We start from the raw sequence: 18679 nt of genomic DNA, 5'->3' as shown, positions 1-18679 counted from the left end.
CGGTCACTCCGGTTTGCGCCACACCGAGATGTGCTTGCTGGCCTCCTGGGTGAACGGCGAACCGTCCCAGTCGGCCACCCGGCGCTCCAGCGCGAGGCCCGCGATCCGGGCCATCAGGTCCAGTTCCGCAGGCCACGCGTACCGGTGCCGGGAGGCGTCCCTGCGGTAGCGGCCGTCCGCGCCGTCGCGGGTGAGGTGGTGCGAGACGAGGATCTGCTCGACCAGGTCGAAGGTGTCGAAGCCGAGGTGCCCCACGGAGACGTCGAACGGCACCGCGGCCTGGCCCGGCGGCAGCATCCGCAGCGGCGGCACCCCCAGTTCGATCACGAACCGGCCACCGGGCCGCAGATGCCGGGCCGCGTTGCGGAAGCACTCGACCTGCTCGTCCTGGGTGAGCAGGTTCGAGATCGTGTTGTAGACGAGATAGACCAGCGCGAACTCACCGGGCACGGTGGCCGTGGCCATGTCCCCGACCACGACCGGCAGGGTCTCCTCGTCGGCCTTCCGCCGCAGGACCGCCACCATGTGCTCGGAGAACTCGATGCCCGCCACCGGCACCCCGCGCGCCCGCAGCGGGACACCGACCCGTCCGGTGCCGACGGCGAACTCCAGCGCCCGCCCGCCTGCGGCGAGTTCGGCCAGGAAGTCGACGGTCGGGCCGAGCACCGCGGCCGAGGACATCGCGGTCTCCTCGCCGTCGTAGCGGTCGGCTTCGGCCCTGCCCCACAGCTCACTGGTCGTCACGGGCGGCCACTGTGCCGGGCGGCCGACGGCGCTGTCCACCGGATTTCCCGGCCGTCGGCCGCCTTCCGGACCGGGCCGGACCGGGCGCCGGAACCAGCCCCAGCCGCTGCGCGTGCAGGACGGTGCCGAGGCGGTCGCGGGTGCCGAGCTTGCGGTAGATGTTCTCGACGTGCTTGTGCACCGTGCGCACCGAGATACCCAGCCGACGGCCGATCGCGTCGGCGGTCAGGGCGTCGGTGAGCAGGAGGAGGACGGCGAGCTCGCGGGGCGTCAGCGCGCACTCCGCCGCACTCTCCTCAGCCGCACCGGCCGGCGCCGAGGACCGCCGCCACTGCTCCAGGAGCTTGCGCTGCTGCTCGACGGCGGCCAGCACCGGCTGTGCGCGCTCGGCGATCCGCAGGTGGTCGTCGGTGAAGTCCGCACCGGAGCGGTAGACCAGGCAGCCCGTGATCGGAGCGACGGTGCCGGGCAGCGGGAGCGCCAGTACCTGGTTGAGGTCCAGGCCGTCGCCGAGCACCCGCGCGGTCTCGCTCACCGGCCAGGCCCGGCCGGCCAGCCGACGGGCCGTCACCGGCGCACGGCCGATGCCGGCCGCGTAGTGGTGGGCGAAGGGGTAGCCGGAGCGCAGCAACCCCAGCGCCTCGTCGCCGAGCCGGCCCAACGCGTCGGCGGCGGCGGGCGACAGGCCGAGCGTGCCCTCGCCCTCGCTCCAGTCGTCCAGCTTGTAGATCAGCGTCTCCCCGCCGCACAGGCCGGTCACGGCGTCGGCCAGCAGTGGCCAGAGCCGCTCGGGCTCGCGTTCGTTGAGCGCGGCCACGGCCAGTTCGGTGAGGCGTTCATAGGCCCTGTCCAGCCCGTGTACCACTTGTTCCTCTCCACTCGTGCCCCTACGCAGTTCTACGCATACCCAGGCGACGGCCGGGTGCCGCATGCTTCAACCGGGCACCGCCACCGGATGGGACGACTCCGGTCACGCGGGCCGCCGGCACGGGGGAGCGGCGGCCCGCTTCCGGTCGTCGCCGTGCCCGGTCAGCCGCCCCAGGCGGCCGTACAGAGCACCCGGTCGACCTCGTCCGTGTAGCGCGCCGCGGTCAGCCAGGCCCGCGCGAAGCGGCCGGTGTCCGCCGGAAGGAGACGGCCGAAGGCGTCGCGCGAGCGTTCCGCGGCCGCGGCGAGCAACTCGTCGAGGATATCGCCGGCCGTGCCCAGACCGTGCCGGTGCAGCCGGCGCGCGTCGGCCGCGGAGCCACCCGGGAAGGCCAGCATGCGCCGCCCGCCCGAAGCCGCCTGCCCGATCCGACGGCCCAGCAGGTGCAGGGGCGCCTCGTCGGGCGTGCCCGCCCCGTGGACCGGCGCGGCCGGTGCGGCGGACGGCGACGCCGAAGCCGGCAGGTCCGCGTGCTGAAGCCGGTCCAGCCCCACGTCGACCCGGCTCCCGGGACGCATGGGGTGCTCCGTCGCGAGGAGTTGGGCACGGGCGTGCGGGGCCGCGGCGAGGCGTGCGATCACCCGCAGCCGGCTGCCCCGCGCGGCGGCCAGCAGCCGCAGGTTGTCCCGGTGCGGCAGCGCCGGATGGTCGTGCGCCGCCGTCAGCCGCAGCGGCACCCCGCCGCAGTCGGCCAGCAGGCAGTCGCCCGCCGCCTCGCGCACCGCGCCGACCGACGTCACCTCCAGGAAGAGCAGATCGTGGCCGCCGCCCAGGGCCCGCCCGACCTGCTCGGCCACCGGCACCGCCCACAACCGGTCCAGCGGCTCGGCTCGCCACCCGACCCCGGACGCGCGCACCGCCCGCACCCCCGCGCCGGCGCCCAGCCGCCCGGTCGGCGACACGGTCGCCCCCGACACCGCGAGCCCCGCCCGCGCCAGCTCGCGGTGGGTGAGCGCCGTGTCCCCGATGCGTACGGCCCGGTCGGCGGCGCCCACCGCCCGGCCGGTGCCGCCCGGCGCCACGTCCGAGACCGTGTACAGCCGCCCCTCGGCGTCGGCGGTCCAGGTGACGGCCCCCGCGTAGCCGCTCGCGGTGAGCACCGGCTCCGAGAACAGGCCGTACAGCCGCAGCGAACCGTCCGGTGCGTACGGCTGCCGTACCGTGCCGCGCAGCCCGGCCAGCTCGGCCCCGGCGGCATGCGGCACCCGGTGGGCCACGAACAGGGCCTCCGACACGGCGCCGACGAGTTCGGCGAGCCGGAACGCCGGGTCGGCCGCGCGGGCCGCGCGCACCGCCGTGACCACGGAGACCGCGGCCGCGGCCGCCCGGGGCAGACCCGCGAGGCGCGCGGTGTGCGCGGCCCGCAGCAACTCGGCCTGGAGCACGGCACCGGAGCCGTCCGTACCGGCGTCGAGCACGGCGGCCACCGCGTCGAAAACGGCGTGGGAGGCGACGAGTTGCGGGGGCGTCGCCGACTCGTCGGGGGCCGGGATCTCCCGGGCACCCGCGAGGGGCGCCGGCTGCCCGGCGGCCCCAGTGGCCCCCGTGCCCGCGGTACCGTGCGAGCCTTCTGCGCTCCCCGTGGCCCCCGTGCTCCCCGTGTTCGCGGAGGCGTCCGCCACCGGTGCCGCCGAAGCCGCCGCCGCGCGGTGCAGGCAGTCCGGGGCCAGCAGGCAGCCGCAGCGGACGTCGGTGACGTCGGCCACGACGCCCCCGGGGGCGTGCAGTTCGAGCTCGGAGCCCTCGTCGTCGACGGTGACGCGCACGGTGTCGCCGTCGCGCACGACCGGCCGGTCCGCCAGCTTGGCGATGCCCGCGTCCAGCCGCTTGCGCAACCGGGGTGAGAGGGCCGCGACCAGCTCGGCCGTCACGGCCGGGGCGACGGCGGGCAGCTCCCGTTCCGTACTCATGCGATCTTCTCCCCTACCCAGCGGGCGAGTTCGAGCGGACTGAGGGCGGCGACCGGCATCCCGGCGCCGACCAGCTGCCCCGCGATGCCGGTGGAGTAGCGGGGCCGCCCCGAGTCGTCCAGGCTCGCGCAGCCCAGGACCTGACAGCCCGCCCCGACCAGCGCCCTGACCTCGGCGAGCAGTCCGCCGACCGGATAGCCCTCCTCGAAGTCGCTCACCACCACCACGAGCGTGCGGGACGGCACGGTGACCAGCTCGCGGGCGTGCCGCAGCCCGGCCGCGATATGGGTGCCGCCGCCGACGCTCACCTCCAGGAGCAGCGACAACGGGTCGTCGACGTGCCCGGTGAGGTCGACGACCTCGGTGGAGAACGCGAGGAAGTGCGTGGACAGGGTCGGCACCCCGGCCAGCACCGAGGCGGTCAGCGCCGCCCAGATCGTCGACGCCTCCATGGACCCGGACACGTCCGTGACCAGGATCAGCCGCCAGTCGGCGGCGCGCCGGGCCCGGGTCCGGAAGACCGGGCGCTCCGGGATCACCCGGACCGTGCCGTCGGCCGCCCGGCGGGCGGTCGCCAGGTTGGCCCGCAGGGTGCGCGGCAGGTCGAGGCCGCCGCCCGGCCGCCGGCTCGGCCGCGGCAGGACGCTTCCGTGCAGCGCGGGGCGCAGCCGGGTCGCCAGCTCCCGGGTCAGCGCGTCCACCAGACGCCGGACCAGCGGGCGCAGCGCGGCGAGCCGCGCCTCGGGCAGTCCTCCCGCGTGCCGCAGCACCGACCGCAGCAGGTCCACCGAGGGCCGCACGCTGTCCGGGTCCAGCTCGGCCAGCACGTCCTGCCGTCCCGATGCGGCCGCCGCCAGCACCTCCTCCCGGACGCCCGGACCGAACAGCACCGTCAGCTCCTCCGACCACTCCCGCACCCCGGGGTACGACGCCTCGCGCCCGCCGCCCGTGCCGCCGAAGCCGCCCCGGCTGCCCTCGCCGTGTCCGCAGCCGTACAGCTCGTCGAGGGCGGTCGCCAAGGCACGGGCCGGCTTCGGGAGCCGGTCGGCGCGGCGGCCGAGCAGCAGACGCCAGCGGTCGGCGGCGGCCAGCCGACGCTCCGGCGGGACCGCCGCGGCCGGGGCCGGTTCGGCCTCGCGATCCGTCCGTGGCGGCGGCAGCAGGCCGAGCACGCGGAGGGTCTCGCGAGCGACGAGGTCCGCGCGGGTCCAGGTGGCCAGCGCGGCCGGGTCGACCGTTCCGGTGTCGGCCACCCGGCCGACGCCCAGCCGTTCCTCGACCACGGACAGCAGACGCTCCCGGTCGGCCGGGCTCAGGGTGTCGAAACCGCCGCGCAGGGCCGGCAGCCGGTCCAGGAAGTCCTGGTCGGACAGCTCCGACACCCGCTCGGCCAGAGGTTCCAGCACCGGAACGGCCGCCGCGGGCAACCGTCCGGCCGCCGTCAGCAACCCCGTCAGCCGCACGGTGAGCGCGGACCGCGACCCTGCGTCGACCGCCCCGTCCACCCAGGAGGCCACCCGGTCGCCGAACGCGCCCGGATCCTCCTGGCCGAGCAGTACGCGGACGGCTCCGGCGGCGCCCCGCATCAACGGGGAGCCGTCGGTGGCCAGCCGGGCCAGGGCGTCGGCGAGCCGGATGCCGCCCGACAGGTCGGCGCGGTGCGCGAGTTCGAGCAGGGCGCGGGCGTCGGCCGGGTCCTCGGAACCGGTCAGGCCGTCGACCTGGCGGACCGCGGCCGCCGTCAGCAGCTCCGTCACCGCGACGGACCTGGCCGTACGGTCCCCGTCCCCGTCCGCGTTCGCGTCCCCGTTCGCATCCGCATCCGCGTCCCCGTCTGCGTCACCGTCACCGTCACGGTCCGCCTCCCCGTCCCCGTCTGCGTCACCGTCACGGTCCGCGTCCCTGTCCCCGTCTGCGTCCGGACCGGCGATGTGTCCGGTCCGCAGCCGGTCCAACAGGGCCAGACCCGACAGGAGTTCGGGCAGCGTACCGGCCTCCGGGAGCACCTCGGCGGTGTCGTCGAGCCGCTCCTCGACGAGACCGGGCAGGCCGCAGAGCGCCGCCTGCTCCAGGCCGTCGAGCACCTGCGCCGCCGTCGGCCCACCCGCGTCCCGCTCCCGGCGGCTCCGCTCGCGCAGCAGGCCCTCGGCCGCCTGGCCGAGGGTGACCCCGCGGACCCCGGCCGCCGTCAGCATCGCGGCGGTCGCCGGGGTCCAGCGCACCTCCCAGCGCGAGGTGAGCGGGTCGGCCCCGCCGGTCCCGGTCACCGCCCTGGCTTCGGCGTACGGCACGGAGCACAACGCCAGGCGGCGCAGCAGCAGTTCGCGGCGCCGGTCGAGGTCCGAGCGGAGGGGATCGAGCCGCAGGTCCCGGGCGGCGGACCCGGTCTCCGCCGGACCGGGCAGGCCGAGCGCGGCGAGTTCGGCCTCGACGGCGGGGCCGAGACCGCTGCGGGGTGCCTTCGGCGCGGGACGGCCGACGCGGGTGCCGACCAGGACGTTCTCCATCGCCCTGGCGACGGCTCGGCCCCGGCCGTACGGCTCGCCCTGCGCCAGTACGGTCTGGACGGCCTCGACCAACTCGCCGCGGCCCGCGGCGGGGAGGTTGCGGAGGCGGGCGAGGTCTCCGGCGAGGCGGGTGATCTCGCGGGCGTCGGCGGGGCCCGAGGGGTGGCCGAGACCACGGAGTTCGGCGCAGATGCGGACGGCCGCGCTGGTCAGGGCATGCTCCAGAGCGAGGGGGTCTCCTGCTGCCGCCAGGACCATGTGCTGCCACTCGGGGTCGCGGATGCCGGCCGGGTAGCCGGAGCGCTCGTCCAGGAGGGCGTAGGTGTAGGGGATGAGGGAGGTGGTCCATTCGGGTGCGGGCCGGTGGGGGCCGGTCGCGCCCACGCGGCGGTAGCCGCACATCACATACGGTGCCGCGCCCCTGACGGGGCGTACCAGTGCCGGCGTGTGGAAGGCGCCGACCACCACGGCAGCCCGTTCGCCGTTCGCCGTCGCCTCGGCCAGCCGGGACCGCATCCACTCCTCCCGCCGCAGATCCACCTCCGACACGGCCGACTCCGCCCGCAGCGCCCACCCCGTCAGCAGTGCGGCCCGCCGGAGAGCCTCCGGTGTCGAACCGGGCGCGACCGCCTCGACCAGCCGGTCCCAGAGGTCGTCGCCAGGCCGGCCGGAGAGCTGGGAACGCAGGGTGTCCGACAGCCGGCCCGGCCCCTGGGCGGCGCGCTCTCCGCCCCGCCACCCCCGATCCGCGAGCGGCAGATCGCAGGCGACCACCGGCACCCCGCTCCGCCCGGCCCACCGCACCGCCGCCAGTTCGGGGGAGAAGTCGGCGAACGGGTAGAACGCCGGGCCCCCGCTGCCGTCGGCCGGTGCCGCGGCGAGGGCGACCGGGGCCCGGGTCTCCTCGTGGGCCAGCCACGGCAGCCACTCCTGCAGCTCCGCGGGCAGTTCGACGAGCAGTACGTCGGGGTTCGCCGCGTCCAGCAGGGCCGGGACGGCGGCGGCCAGGGACGGCGCGTGGTGCCGTACCCCGATCAGGTACGGCCCCGCCGGGTCGGTGAGCGCGGCGAGGGCCGCCTCGGGGGAGTCGGGCACCGGGTCACGCCTCCAGGACCGCGCGCAGGTCCCACAGCGTGCGCCAGGTCGCCGAGCCCTGTTCCGCCCGCCGCCGCACCGGACCGTCCCAGTAGCCGCGCAGCCGGGCCGCGTCGGCGGGGTCGTCCTTGCGTACGACGCCGAGCAGATGGCCCGGGAGCAGGCCGAGGACGTCGCGGTCACCGGGGAAGTAGGCCGCCGCCAGGGCCAGCGCGCCGGCCACCGACACCGCCTCCGCGGTGCTCATCACGGTGGACGGGCGCTCCACCTCCCAGCCCTCCGCCGACCGTCCCTCACGCAGGTCGCGGAACGCGGTGACCAGGGCCTCCAGGACCGCGTCGTCGACCTGGAAGGGCGCCCCGGCGCGCTCCACCGACGTCCGGGCCTGCCCGCGTACCAGCGCGGTCTCGGCGTCGAGGTCCGCGATCGGGCCCACGGTCTCGAAGTTGAAGCGCCGCTTGAGCGCGGCGGACATCTCGGAGACGCCCCGGTCCCGCAGGTTGGCCGTGGCGATCAGGGTGAAACCGGGGGCGGCATGCGCCAACGCGTCGTCCGTACCCGCCAGTTCGGGCACCGCGATGCGCCGCTCGGACAGCAGCGAGACCAGGGAGTCCTGTACCTCGGGAAGGCAGCGGGTGACCTCCTCCACGCGGGCGACGGCACCCCGGGACATCGCGGTGAGGACCGGCGAGGGCACGAGCGCCTGGCGGCTCGGCCCCTGGGCGAGCAACAGGGCGTAGTTCCAGCCGTACTTGAGCTGGTCCTCCGTCGTGCCCGCGGTGCCCTGCACGACCAGGCCGCTGGTGCCGCACACCGCGGCCGACAGCAGCTCGGACAGCATCGACTTGGCGGTGCCGGGCTCGCCGACCAGCAGCAGCCCGCGCTCACCGGCGAGGGTCACCACGCAGCGCTCGACGAGGGCCCGGTCGCCGACGAACTTGCCCTCCACGACCAGCCGGCGCGGCACCCCCTCCGGCGCCTCGGCGTCGTCGGGCAGCCGCAGCGCCCGGCCGCCGCTGCCCATGACGAAGGTGACGACGGCCCGGGGGGTGAGCCGCCAGGCGGGCGGCCGCGGACCGGCGTCGTGCGCGGCGAGGAAGGCCAGTTCGGTGGCGTACCGGTCCTCGGGCGGGACGATCTGGCGCAGGGGCGCGGTGCTGGCGGTCATCGGCGGTGGTCCTCCGGGGCGGTGCGGGCGGTGGTGCGGATCGGGGTCATCGGCGGCGGCCTGCGCGGCCGGCCCGGGTGGTCAGCTGCTCGTACGCGGGGGCGTCCCCGGTGCGCACGCGCTCCCAGGCACGCGCGAACAGCTCCGGCACCGGGACCAGCGGGAGGGTCCGGTGGCCGTCGGAGACGGGGTAGAGGGCTTCCTTCCAGGTCTCCGACGGCAGGGCCGGAGTCCTGAGTTCGCGCCAGCCGCCGGGCAGGAAGAGGGTGCGGCCGGCCCGCGGGCGCTTCGCCTCGACGACCAGGCCGGTCGCCGCCAGTTCGGCGCGCGCCTTCCTGAGCCGGGCGGGCTTCCAGCCGGTCCAGCGCGCGCAGTTGCGGTCGGTGGGGTCGGGCAGCGCCAGCAACTGGAGGTAGAGCGCCGCGGCATCCGCGCCGAGACCGCGCGCCTCGGCGGCCTCCGTGACCAGGGCGGGCACGGAGACCGTGGGGTCCTGGGCGTGACCGGCCGGGCCGTCGGCCGCGACGGCACGGGCGAGATCGTCGCCGAGGAGCGTGCGGACGGCCCGCAGCCGGGACGAACGCCCCTCACCGAGCAGCCCTTCCAGCAGTCCGAAGACGGGGTCGTCGGCCCCGTTCAGCGCGCCCGGCCGGAGCAGCACGTGCTCCGTGTCCGCGTACCAGGGGCGCAGCACCAGCGTGTCACCGGCCCTCGTCAGCCCGTGCGCGTCGCCGCCGCCGGTCTCGGGCAGGCCGAAGACCTTGCGCAGCTGCACGCAGGTCGGGCCGCCCTTCTCGGTCCACTCCAGATCCAGGTCGAGCAGCAGCTCGGGATCGGCCAGCCGCCGGCGCACCGCACCGAGCCCGTCCGGCAGCCCGGCCCGCAGCGGATGCCCGTACGGCAGCACGTACGCCAGCGCGGCCAGGCTCTCCACGGCCCCCGCCAGCGTGTACGAGCCGGGCACCGCCGCCGGGTCGACGGGTGCGAAGTCGCCGTCCTTGTCCGGCCGGAACACCGTGGTGCGGGCGAGCCAGGGGGTGCGCGCGGGGTTGAGCACCGCCTCGGCATGACCGGCCGCCACGCCGGCGAGATCGGAGCTCAGGTCCTCCGGCAGACGCACCAGGGTGCCGAGGCGCTCGGCCCACAGCCGGCCCGCGGCCGCCGTGTCGGGGCCGGTCGTCCACAGCTCGCCGGGGTCGTCCGGCAGCAGCGCGGCGAGGAGCGCCCGCTGCTCGTCCTGGCCCAGGGAGTTCAGCAGCTGTGCGCCGAAGGCCCGCTGTCCGGGCTTCAGACCGACGGCGGCGAGCCCCTCGGCGACGGGTGCGTGCGGGTGCCCGGCCAGCAGCACGGCGGCCTGGAGGGGGCCGAGGGCGCCGTTCGTCGCGGTGACCAGCGCCTCCGGGGCCGAGGGCCGCCAGGGTGCGGGACCCCTCTCCCGGACCAGCCGGGTCAGTTCGGCCAGCCGGTCCGTCGGGATCCCGGTGGTGTACCGCGTCTCCCGGACCAGCGTGAAGTGCCCGACGGCACCGAACGCCCCGGACGGGTCGTGGTCCAGCGCCAGCCACTCGACCGCCCCGGACTGGACGTCGACGCTCTGGCAGCCGAGCACCACCACCGTACGCCCGTCCCGGCGGAGCACCTGGCCCACCCGCTGCTGCTTGTCGTGCGGCTCGCTCAGCACGACCTCGCGCAGCGTGCTCCCGAGCCCGGGGAGCGGCCCCTCGGTCAGCGCCTCGAACAGCAGGAGCAGCGGCTCGCGTTGTGTGTCGGTGAGGGCGGGCGATGCGGCGCGGTAGGCGAGGGGCCGCAGGGCGCCCAGGACGGGCGGCCACACCGCGCCGATGGTGGGAATGGTGTGTTCGTCGCTCTGCCAGCCCGATCCGATGGTGGTGAGCCGCTCGGATTCCGGCAGCGGCCTGCCGTCGGCGGGCTTGCCGGACAGCACGTGGTTGACCGCGCGGATCTGACGGAGCGTGGCCCAGCCGCCGTGCCACGCGCTCTGCAGGGACACGACTCCGGCCGTGGCGTCGTGCAGTGTCCGGTCGCCACCGTGGTCCGGGGAGTAGTCGGCGAACATGCCCTCGGTCCGCTGCCGGGGCTGCCGCGGCCGCTCCTGCGCGGGCCTGGCCAGGGACGCGGCCGCCTCGGCGATCCGCAGCGCGGCGAGGACCAGGGAGGCGACACCGGTCAGCAGCCGCCGGTCGGTCAGCGCGGGCAGCGTCCGTGCCAACGCGGTCACGGCGGCCTCGTCCGTACTCGGCACCGCGGCCCTGGCCCGTTCGTCCTTCCCGGCCTCGGCGAGCGCCTGCTGCCGTTCGTCCAGCGCGGTCGCCGTCGCCCGCATCAGCGCCCCGGCCGAGTCGTCGGTCAGGGCGCGCAGCACGCCCGACCCGCGTTCGTCACGCGGGCGCAGCGCGTGCCAGAACGCGACCGGCGGCACCAGCCGGGTACCGGCCGCGTACGCCCCGCCGGACTCACCGAAGGACACCCGCCCGAGCTCGGTGCCGTCGCCCGCGTGCAGGGCGACGCTCTGGTACATCTGGGCGGCGACCGGCTCGGCCCCGCCGGGCAGCCGCAGGGCTCCCAGCGGCACCCCCGGCACCCGGCCGTTGCGGGCCGCCCGCAGGGTCGCCGTCCGCCCGTCGGGCGTACCCGCGGTCGTCCGTGCCTCCGCTCCCTCGCCCTCGGTGCGCACCCAGCGCCCGAGGACCGTGCCGTCGGTGCCGAACGGGCTGTGCTCAAGGCCGGGTTGCAGCGGCAGCACCTCGCAGGAGCCGTGCAGCAGCGAGGCGTCCTCGCGGACGGCCGACGCCAGCAGCGCGGGCAGCGAGGCCCGCCCGTGCTCGCCGGTCGCCGGGTCGTACTCCAGCCACAGCGACTGCCGGCCCTGCCTGCCCTGACGCCAGTACGTGGCGCCGTCGCCCATGACCGGGCGGCTCGGCGGCAGGACGGTGTCCCCGGCGTGCAGGGTGCGGCCGCCCGTGGCCCGGCCGCCGGCGGGCAGCGGGATCGAGGCGTTGGCCGCGTCCATGGCGGACCACCAGTGGGGGATCTGCTCCCCGCCGAGCGGGAACACCTCCGCCGGGCGGTTCGACCAGTAGCCGTGCTGCTTCGCGCCGTCCCGCCACATCACCAGCAACTCGCCGTCGGTGTACCGGAGCCGAGGGCGCTGCCAGCGGTCCAGGCCGGCGGGCAGCCGCAGGCCGTGGTCGAGCAGGATCCCGTCGGGGCCGACGACGACCGCCCGGTGACCGCGCAGCAGGATCAGCGCGGGCCACGCCTCCGTCACCGACAGCGTGCTGTCCCGGTCGTTGCGCACCTCTGCGTCGAGCAGGTCCAGCGCCTCGTCCAGCGCGGGCCAGCCCAGTTCGTCCAGGATCCCGGCGCGTAGCGTACGGCCGAGAACGGGGACGATGTCGTACCCGGTGAGCCGGCCCACCGCCCCGGGGCTCTCCTGTACCACCGCCCGGAAGGGCCGGAGCCGCTCCAGCCCCGCGTCGACGCCGGGCAGTCCGGCCGTGGCGGCGAACTCCGTGGTGGCCTCCTGCAGCCACTCGCGCAGCACGTCGCCGAGCACCGGATGCGCGGCCACCGTGGGCAGGACCGCGGGCCCCTGCCCACGGCCGAGGCCCTCGACGGCCTCGAACAGCACCGTGCGGTAACGGGACTCGGCGGCCACGGCCTTCAGGTCCCGCTGTCCGGGCCGCTTGTCGCGCAGCCAGAGGGCCAGCGGCAGATGCACCTGCGTGTCCGCGTCGGGCACGGCCAGCGCGATGCCCTCCGCCACGCACAGGTCCAGCAGATCGAGGTCCGCCCCCGCCTGCCAGCGTCCGGTGAACAGGTCGACGGGGCGGGCACCCGCCCGCAGCCGGGGCGCCATCCGCTCGGCCAGCGCCAGCGTCACGGGGGAGCGGTGCGAGTACGCCGCCCCGTGCTTGCGGTGCTGGGCCCACCGGCCGAGCCAGTCCGCCGCGTCGACCTCCCCGCCGCCGTCCTCGGTGAGCAGCAGGTCGGCCCCGCACTCCGCCAGCAGCGCCAGCCAGAACTCGTCGTCCTCCACCTCCCGGCCGAGACCGGCCGGCATGATCTCCAGCAGCCGTACCCGGATGGCGGGCCGCCGCTCGGCGAGGACCGGCAGCACGCTCCGGTAGGCGTTCCAGAAAGAGGCGGGCGCTCGTACGGCGGCCGGGGACGCGAGCAGGTCGGCGACCAGTGCGCACTCCTCGGTGACCCGGTCGAGCCCGGCCGCCTTGATCAGCCCGCGTGCGTCCTGCGGCAGCGAGGCGTACGGCGGCATGCCGGCCGCGCACCGCTCCACCGTCAGCTGCCGGAACTGCGCCCAGGCGGTGGCCGGTTCGAGCCGGCGCGCGAGGTCCTTCACGTATTCCTTCAGCGCCTTTACGGTGAGCGCCCCGGCGAAGGCGAACTCCAGGAACACCGCCCGCTGCCGTTCCTCGTCCACGGCCAGCGCGTGCACCCGCTCGGCCTCGCGGGCCTTGCCGAAGAAGGCGCCCGCGTAGGTCGTGTTCTCGTGCTGGAGGAAGATCCGGGCGGCCTGCTCGTAGTAGGTCGGCAGGAAGTGCGGGACCGCGCGGCCCAGCCGCTCGCCGAGCGCCTCGAAGCCTTCCTTCGCGTTGCCCGGCTTCGACTTGGCCTGCCGGGCCAGCCGCTCCACGTCCTTGACCAGGGCGAGGGCGTGATGGCCGTTGGCCGGGTCGTGCACCAGCGCCCAGGCCGGGAAGCCCAGGGTCTCCCGGCGCACCTGGCCGACCTCGGGTGCCTCCGGCTCCCGGGCCAGCCCGAGGAACTCCAGGGCCAGGTCCTCGGCCTCACCGAGGGTCCCCGGCACCAGCCGCACCACCGTCCGCCCGTCCAGGGCGGGGTGCGTGTACGAGCGTGCCGTCAGGACGTCGGCGTCCTCCCGCGCGCTCGTGCCGGGGGGCAGGATCGCGCCGGCGTCGAGCAGCGCGGCCGTGGTGTCGTCGTACGTGGTCATGCCGCCCGCTCCTCGTCCTCGATGTCCCGCCCGGCGTACAGCGCCGCCGCCATCCGCATGCCCTCCGACCAGGCGACCGGGCCGACCTGACCCAGCCTCAGCGTGCGGCCCGCGGGATCGGTCCACGCCAGCGGGCCGGTCTCGGTCTCGAAGTAGCTGTCGTAGTCGCCGATCCAGACCCGGGCCTCGACCCCGCGGCCCTCCTCCAGCACCGAGCACACCGCGTATCCGCCGCGCACGCGGTACCCCAGCTGCGTGGCCCTGCCGTGCAGGAACCGCAGCTCCTTGAAGACCCCGCCCGCGTACTCCTCGACCTGGGTGCCCTCGGCGTCGAGCGCGGCCGGGCGGTGCCAGACCTCGCGGAAGAGCTGCTGGGCCCTCTGCTCGACGCCGAGTTCGACGGCGAACTCCCGCAGCTCTTCCAGGTCTTCGAGGAGGACCGGGTGCGGCAGCCGGACCAGTTCGGGTGCGATGCGCACGGTGTCGCCGTCGAGGTCGACCAGGCCGAGCCCGCGTTCGGCGTCGGCGTCCCGCAGGAACCCGGCGACCTCGCCGTCGGCGCCGGTGACCACCAGGTCGCGCAGTGCCGCCTGCCAGGCGGGGTCCGGCCAGACCCGCGCAAGGACGGGGAGCGGCACCGGAAGCGAGCGGGTCAGCCACCGCTCCACGTCGGTCAGGCACTGCCGTTCGTGCCGCTCCAGCCACTCGGCGAGCTGCCGCAGCCCCAGCACGGCCGGATCGTCCGCCAGCTTTGCGGGCACGGACTTCAGCCGCCGCCCCGCCGCGTTGCGGCAGACCACCTTCCCGTCGTCCAGGGCCACCTCGTAGTCCCCGGCCGTCACCCACCCCATGCGTGCCTCCCCGCACCGCAGTGATCAAGTGATGGCGACTGTAGGGGAGGCCACTGACAACGCCCGTCGCGGGCTGTGCCCGAATGGGGAAACCGCAGCTCAGCGGAGGTGGCAGGGGCCCGCGCAGGCGCGCGCCGAGACGGAGGCGGAGGCCGGTTGAGGGGATCGGGGCGGGGAGTTGGAAGGCCGTGGCGGGTGGCGGGTGGCTGCACGGCGGGACGGGGGGACCGCCGGGCCGGGGACCGCTGGACCGGTGCACGGGCGCGGTCGGTACGGCAACGGCCCCGGTGCAGGCGGAGGTGCCTGGACCGGGGCCGTGGAGAGTCGCGGCGGGAGTGGCCTCAGCCCTGCCCCGACTCCTTCTCCCGCTTCAGGTTCTTCAGCCGCACGCTCTCCTTGCGGACCTCGGCCTGCGTGGCGCGCTCCTTGGCCAGCCACTCGGGCAGCTCGCGCTTGAGCTCCTCGATCTGCTCGGTGGTGAGCGGTTCCGTCACCCCGCCGCGCGCCAGCCCCGCGATGGAAACGCCCAGCTTGGCCGCGACCACCGGACGCGGGTGCGGCCCGTTGGCCTGCAGCTCGCGCAGCCACTCGGACGGATTCGCCTGGAGCTCGGTCAGCTCGGCGCGCGAGACGACGCCCTCCTGGAAGGCGGCCGGTGTGGCGGGCAGGTACACGCCCAGCTTCTTGGCCGCGGTCGCGGGCTTCATCGTCTGGGCGGTCTGGTGCGAACTCATGAGGTCAAGGGTATCGGCCGGGCGCGCGGGCCCCGACCACGGCCGAGGGCGCCGGCCCTTGGACCGCCGCCGGAGGGCAGCCCGCCGCGGTCGCTGCCGGGAACTGTCCGTGGCCGGTGCCGGGCGGCCGGCCGCGGCCGGTTAACCTGGGCTGGTGACAGGCTCGGAGGAAACACCGTCGTTCCGGCTCGCGTACGTCCCCGGCGTGACGCCCGCCAAGTGGGTTCGGATCTGGCACGAGCGCCGGCCCGGCACCCCCCTCACCCTCCTCCAGGTGTCCGCCGCCGAGGCGTCCGCCGTGCTGCGCGCGGGCGACGCGGATGCAGGTCTCGTACGGCTCCCGGTCGACCGTACGTTCTTCAGCGCGATCCCCCTCTACACCGAGACCACGGTGGTCGTCGTGCCCCGGGACCACGTGATCACGGCGGCCGAGGAGGTCACCGTCGCCGACCTCGCCGACGAGGTCCTCTGCCACCCCCTCGACGACGTCTTCGACTGGGACGCCCCGCCCGGCGAGCCGGCCTTCGAGCGCCCCGCGACCACCGAGGACGCGGTGGAACTGGTCGCCGCCGGGGTCGGTCTCCTGGTCGTCCCGCAGTCCCTGGCCCGCCTGTACCACCGCCGGGACCTCACCTACCGGCCGCTCACCGACGGACCGGAGTCGACCGTCGCCCTGTCCTGGCCCGAGGAGGCCACCACGGACCTGGTCGACGACTTCATCGGCATCGTCCGCGGCCGCACCGTCAACAGCACCCGTGGCCGCCAGACCGCACCGGCCTCGAAGACGGCGCAGGCCGCGCCGGAGAAGGCCAAGCGCTCGCAGAAGCCGGCCGCCGCGGCCAAGGCGACGCCGGGCGCCCGCACCGCACGCGCGCGTGCCGCCGGCGCGAAGTCCGCCAAGCCCGCGAAGCGCGGCAAGCCCCGCCGCCGCTCGTAGCCGCGGCCGGGCGGCCCCACCCTGCCTCATCCTGCCTCGCACCCGCTCCCGGTCTGCTCCCGCGCGCCCCGATCGCTTTCCGTGATCCGGGGTCCGCGCAGTGTCACGATGCCTGCGGACATCCCGGACATCCACCGCTGGAGGCGCCCGTGAGCCCGCAAGCAGCCCCGGACGAAGTCGTCGACCCCCGCGCGTCGTCCGCGTTCCTCGTCGACCAGTCGCTCGGCTACCTCTTCCCGGCCGCCCTGCGCGCCGCCGCGGTCGTCGGGGTGGCCGACCACCTGGCCGACGGACCGCGCACCCCGGCCGAGCTGGCCGAGGCCACCCGCACGGACCCGCGCAACCTCCACCGCGTGCTCCGGCTGCTCGCCACGCGCGGCGTCTTCGAGGAGGACGCCCGCGGCCGCTTCCGGCTCACCGCACTCGGCGACGCGCTGCGCACCGACGCACCCTGTTCGGCGCGACCGGCCGTACTGATGAACACCGACCGCAGCATGTGGCTGCCCGTCGCCGACCTGAGCCGCTGCGTCAGCGAGGGGACCTCCGCCTTCGAGCACCTCTTCGGGCTGCCGTTCTTCGACTACTTCGGGCAGGACGAGGACACCGCCGACGTCTTCCACTGCGGCATGGCCGCGATGTCCGACGCCGAGAACGGGCCCATCGCCGCCGCCTGCGACTTCCCGCCCACCGGGACGGTCGTCGACGTCGGCGGCGGCCACGGCGGACTGCTGCTGGCCGTGCTCGGCCGCCACCCCGGTCTGCACGGCGTCCTGTACGACCGTCCGCACGTGGTGGCCGGACACCGGCTGGACACGCCCGGGACCGCCGGACGCTGGTCCGTGGAGTCCGGCGACTTCTTCACCCGCGTGCCGGACGGCGACGTCCTCGTGCTCAAGCGGATCACGCACGACTGGGAGGACGACCGGTGCGTGACCCTCCTGGACCGCTGCCGTGCCGCGCTGGCGCCGGGCGGGCGGATCCTGGTCGTCGACGCGGTGGTCCCGCCGGGCAACGCACCCCATCAGGCCAAGGCACTCGACCTGCTGCTCATGGCGTGCCTGGTGGGCCGGGAACGCACCGAGGCGGAGTTCGCGACCCTGTTCGAGTCCGCCGGCCTGAAGCTGTCGCGGGTCGTGCCGACGCCGACGGTGCTCTCGGTGGTGGAGGCGGTGGCGGCCTGAGCGTTCCGTCGGAAAGCAGGGGGACCCACCCTCCCGGTCGGGCAGGTTGGGTCCCCCTCCCGGTCAGGCAGCGTGGGTCCGCCCTCCCGGTCAGGGAGTCAGGCTCTCGGCCTCCGGCATCCCCTGCGCTTCCGGCTTCTCCGGCTCCTTCGCCCGTTCCCCCAGATCGGCCACCGCCAGGCCCAGCGCCACCAGGATGAACCCCACGGAGGTGAGCAGACCCAGCTGCAGCGCCTCGGAGGCCGGGCCGTGGTGCGCGAGGTGGGCGAAGTACACCGAGCCCACCACCGCGATACCGGCCGCCGAGCCGACGCGCTGGCCGGTCTGCAGCACCCCGCCGGCCGCGCCGGCCCGCTGCACCGGGATCCGGGTCAGGGTGAGCGTGGTGTTGGGGGAGACCGTGATGCCGGAGCCGATGCCGCCGATGAACATCGGCACCGCGGCGGCCCACCCGAAGCTCTCCATCGGCATCAGCCGCACCACCGCGATGATGCCGATCAGCCCCACCGCCACCGCGGTGAGACCGAGGACGACCACCTTGCGTCCGTGGCGCACCACCAGCCGGCCGCCCAGGGCGGCACCGATCGCCGAGGCGACCGCGAACGGCAGCACCGCGACCCCGGCCGCCAGGGCGCTGTACCCCGCCGCGTTCTGCAGGAAGAGGGCGAGGACGAAGAAGACCGTGGTGAAACCCGCGAAGTAGGACAGGCTGATCAGCGCGCCGAGGGTGAAGGACCGCATCGAGAACAGGTTCAGATCGAGCAGGGGCGCCCGTCCGAGCCGGCCCTGGCGCCGCTCCCACACCCAGAACAGGCCGAGCAGCACCCCGCCCAGCGGCAGCAGCGCCCACTTGTCCCGTCCGGTCCACTGCTGCTCCTGCACCAGCGGCAGCATCAGCGCGAGCACGCCGCTGCCGAGGAGGAGCACCCCGAGCGGGTCGAAGCGCTCCCGCCGGTCCGCCGACGCCGGATACCGGGGCAGCAGCCGCAGGCCCGCGGCGAACGCGGCGACACCGATGGGCAGGTTGACGAAGAACACCCAGCGCCAGCCGTCGTCGGTGCCCACGGCGTCGATGATCACACCGCCGGCCAGCGGGCCGACCGCCGTCGAGACCCCGATGACGCTGCCGAGCAGCCCGAAGGCCTTGGCGCGTTCGGAGCCCCGGAACATCTGCTGGATCAGCCCCGAGGTCTGCGGCGCGACCATGCCCGCCGCCGCGCCCTGGATCAGCCGGAACACCACCAGCCGGTCGGGACTCGCCGCGAGCCCGCAGGCCGCCGAGGCCACCGTGAACACGGCGAGCCCGATCAGGAAGGCCTGGCGCCGTCCGCGCATGTCACCGAGCCGGCCCGCCGGGACGAGCGCCAGCCCGAAGGTCAGCGCGTACCCGGAGACCACCCAGGACTGGGCGGCCTCCGTGGCGCCCAGTCCGCGCTCCATCGAGGGCAGCGCCACGTTGACGATCGAGGTGTCGAGCAGCGAGATGAAGCCGGCTGCGAGACAGACCCCGAGCGCCTTCCACCGCCGGTTGTCGGTGGCCGGCTGCTGCGGCTTTGAGCAGGTCGTGGTCATGTGGCCACGCTATGCAGGCATTCCGGGCATCGCACGACCGGCGGAGCGAACGGATG

11 protein-coding genes are annotated in these 18679 nt (G+C 75.7%); 2 read left to right on the top strand and 9 right to left on the bottom strand.

Annotation, left to right across the window (positions count from 1 at the left end; translation table 11 throughout):
* Nucleotides 1-3: 3 nt before the first annotated feature.
* From ACIQVL_RS46310 to ACIQVL_RS46275, 8 genes are all read right to left on the bottom strand, one after another.
* Complete coding sequence (locus ACIQVL_RS46310) at nt 4-744, bottom strand: class I SAM-dependent methyltransferase (protein ID WP_403436112.1); 741 nt, start codon at nt 742-744, stop codon at nt 4-6.
* Nucleotides 731-1609: a response regulator transcription factor gene (locus tag ACIQVL_RS46305; protein WP_403478573.1), complete on the bottom strand. Its 879-nt coding sequence runs from the start codon at nt 1607-1609 to the stop codon at nt 731-733. Before ACIQVL_RS46305 ends, ACIQVL_RS46310 begins: the two co-directional genes overlap by 14 nt.
* A 164-nt stretch (nt 1610-1773) precedes the next feature.
* A complete protein-coding gene (locus tag ACIQVL_RS46300; RefSeq protein ID WP_403478572.1) occupies nt 1774-3582 on the bottom strand; it encodes a hypothetical protein in 1809 nt (602 codons plus the stop codon).
* A complete protein-coding gene (locus ACIQVL_RS46295; protein WP_403478571.1) occupies nt 3579-7184 on the bottom strand; it encodes a DUF5682 family protein in 3606 nt (1201 codons plus the stop codon). Before ACIQVL_RS46295 ends, ACIQVL_RS46300 begins: the two co-directional genes overlap by 4 nt.
* Nucleotides 7185-7188: 4 nt before the next feature.
* Nucleotides 7189-8352 carry an AAA family ATPase gene (locus ACIQVL_RS46290; RefSeq protein ID WP_403478570.1) on the bottom strand — a complete coding sequence of 388 codons (1164 nt, stop codon included), beginning with the start codon at nt 8350-8352 and terminating at the stop codon, nt 7189-7191.
* Nucleotides 8353-8398: 46 nt separating this feature from the next.
* On the bottom strand, nt 8399-13348 hold the full coding sequence (locus ACIQVL_RS46285; RefSeq protein WP_403478569.1) for a hypothetical protein: 4950 nt from the start codon (nt 13346-13348) through the stop codon (nt 8399-8401).
* Nucleotides 13345-14199 (bottom strand): DUF4132 domain-containing protein, encoded by an 855-nt coding sequence (locus ACIQVL_RS46280; RefSeq protein ID WP_403478568.1) that lies wholly within the window; start codon nt 14197-14199, stop codon nt 13345-13347. The genes ACIQVL_RS46285 and ACIQVL_RS46280 overlap by 4 nt, the downstream gene beginning before the upstream one ends.
* Before the next feature lie 341 nt (nt 14200-14540).
* Nucleotides 14541-14933 carry a DUF5997 family protein gene (locus ACIQVL_RS46275; RefSeq protein ID WP_403478567.1) on the bottom strand — a complete coding sequence of 131 codons (393 nt, stop codon included), beginning with the start codon at nt 14931-14933 and terminating at the stop codon, nt 14541-14543.
* 154 nt (nt 14934-15087) lie between these two features.
* Here ACIQVL_RS46275 and ACIQVL_RS46270 point away from each other — a divergent pair, with 154 nt between their 5' ends.
* On the top strand, nt 15088-15870 hold the full coding sequence (locus ACIQVL_RS46270; RefSeq protein WP_403478566.1) for a LysR family substrate-binding domain-containing protein: 783 nt from the start codon (nt 15088-15090) through the stop codon (nt 15868-15870).
* A gap of 149 nt (nt 15871-16019) precedes the next feature.
* Nucleotides 16020-17051: a methyltransferase gene (locus ACIQVL_RS46265; RefSeq protein WP_403478565.1), complete on the top strand. Its 1032-nt coding sequence runs from the start codon at nt 16020-16022 to the stop codon at nt 17049-17051.
* A gap of 90 nt (nt 17052-17141) precedes the next feature.
* Here ACIQVL_RS46265 and ACIQVL_RS46260 read toward each other — a convergent pair whose 3' ends face one another.
* Nucleotides 17142-18623, bottom strand: a complete 1482-nt coding sequence (locus ACIQVL_RS46260) for an MFS transporter (RefSeq protein WP_403436132.1) — start codon at nt 18621-18623, stop codon at nt 17142-17144.
* Between the last annotated feature and the right edge of the window lie 56 nt (nt 18624-18679).

The organism is Streptomyces sp. NPDC090499 (genome assembly GCF_044769305.1).
GTDB lineage: Bacteria > Actinomycetota > Actinomycetes > Streptomycetales > Streptomycetaceae > Streptomyces.
Note: the sequence above shows the minus strand (reverse complement) of the source record. Positions and strands in the feature narration are given on the sequence as shown.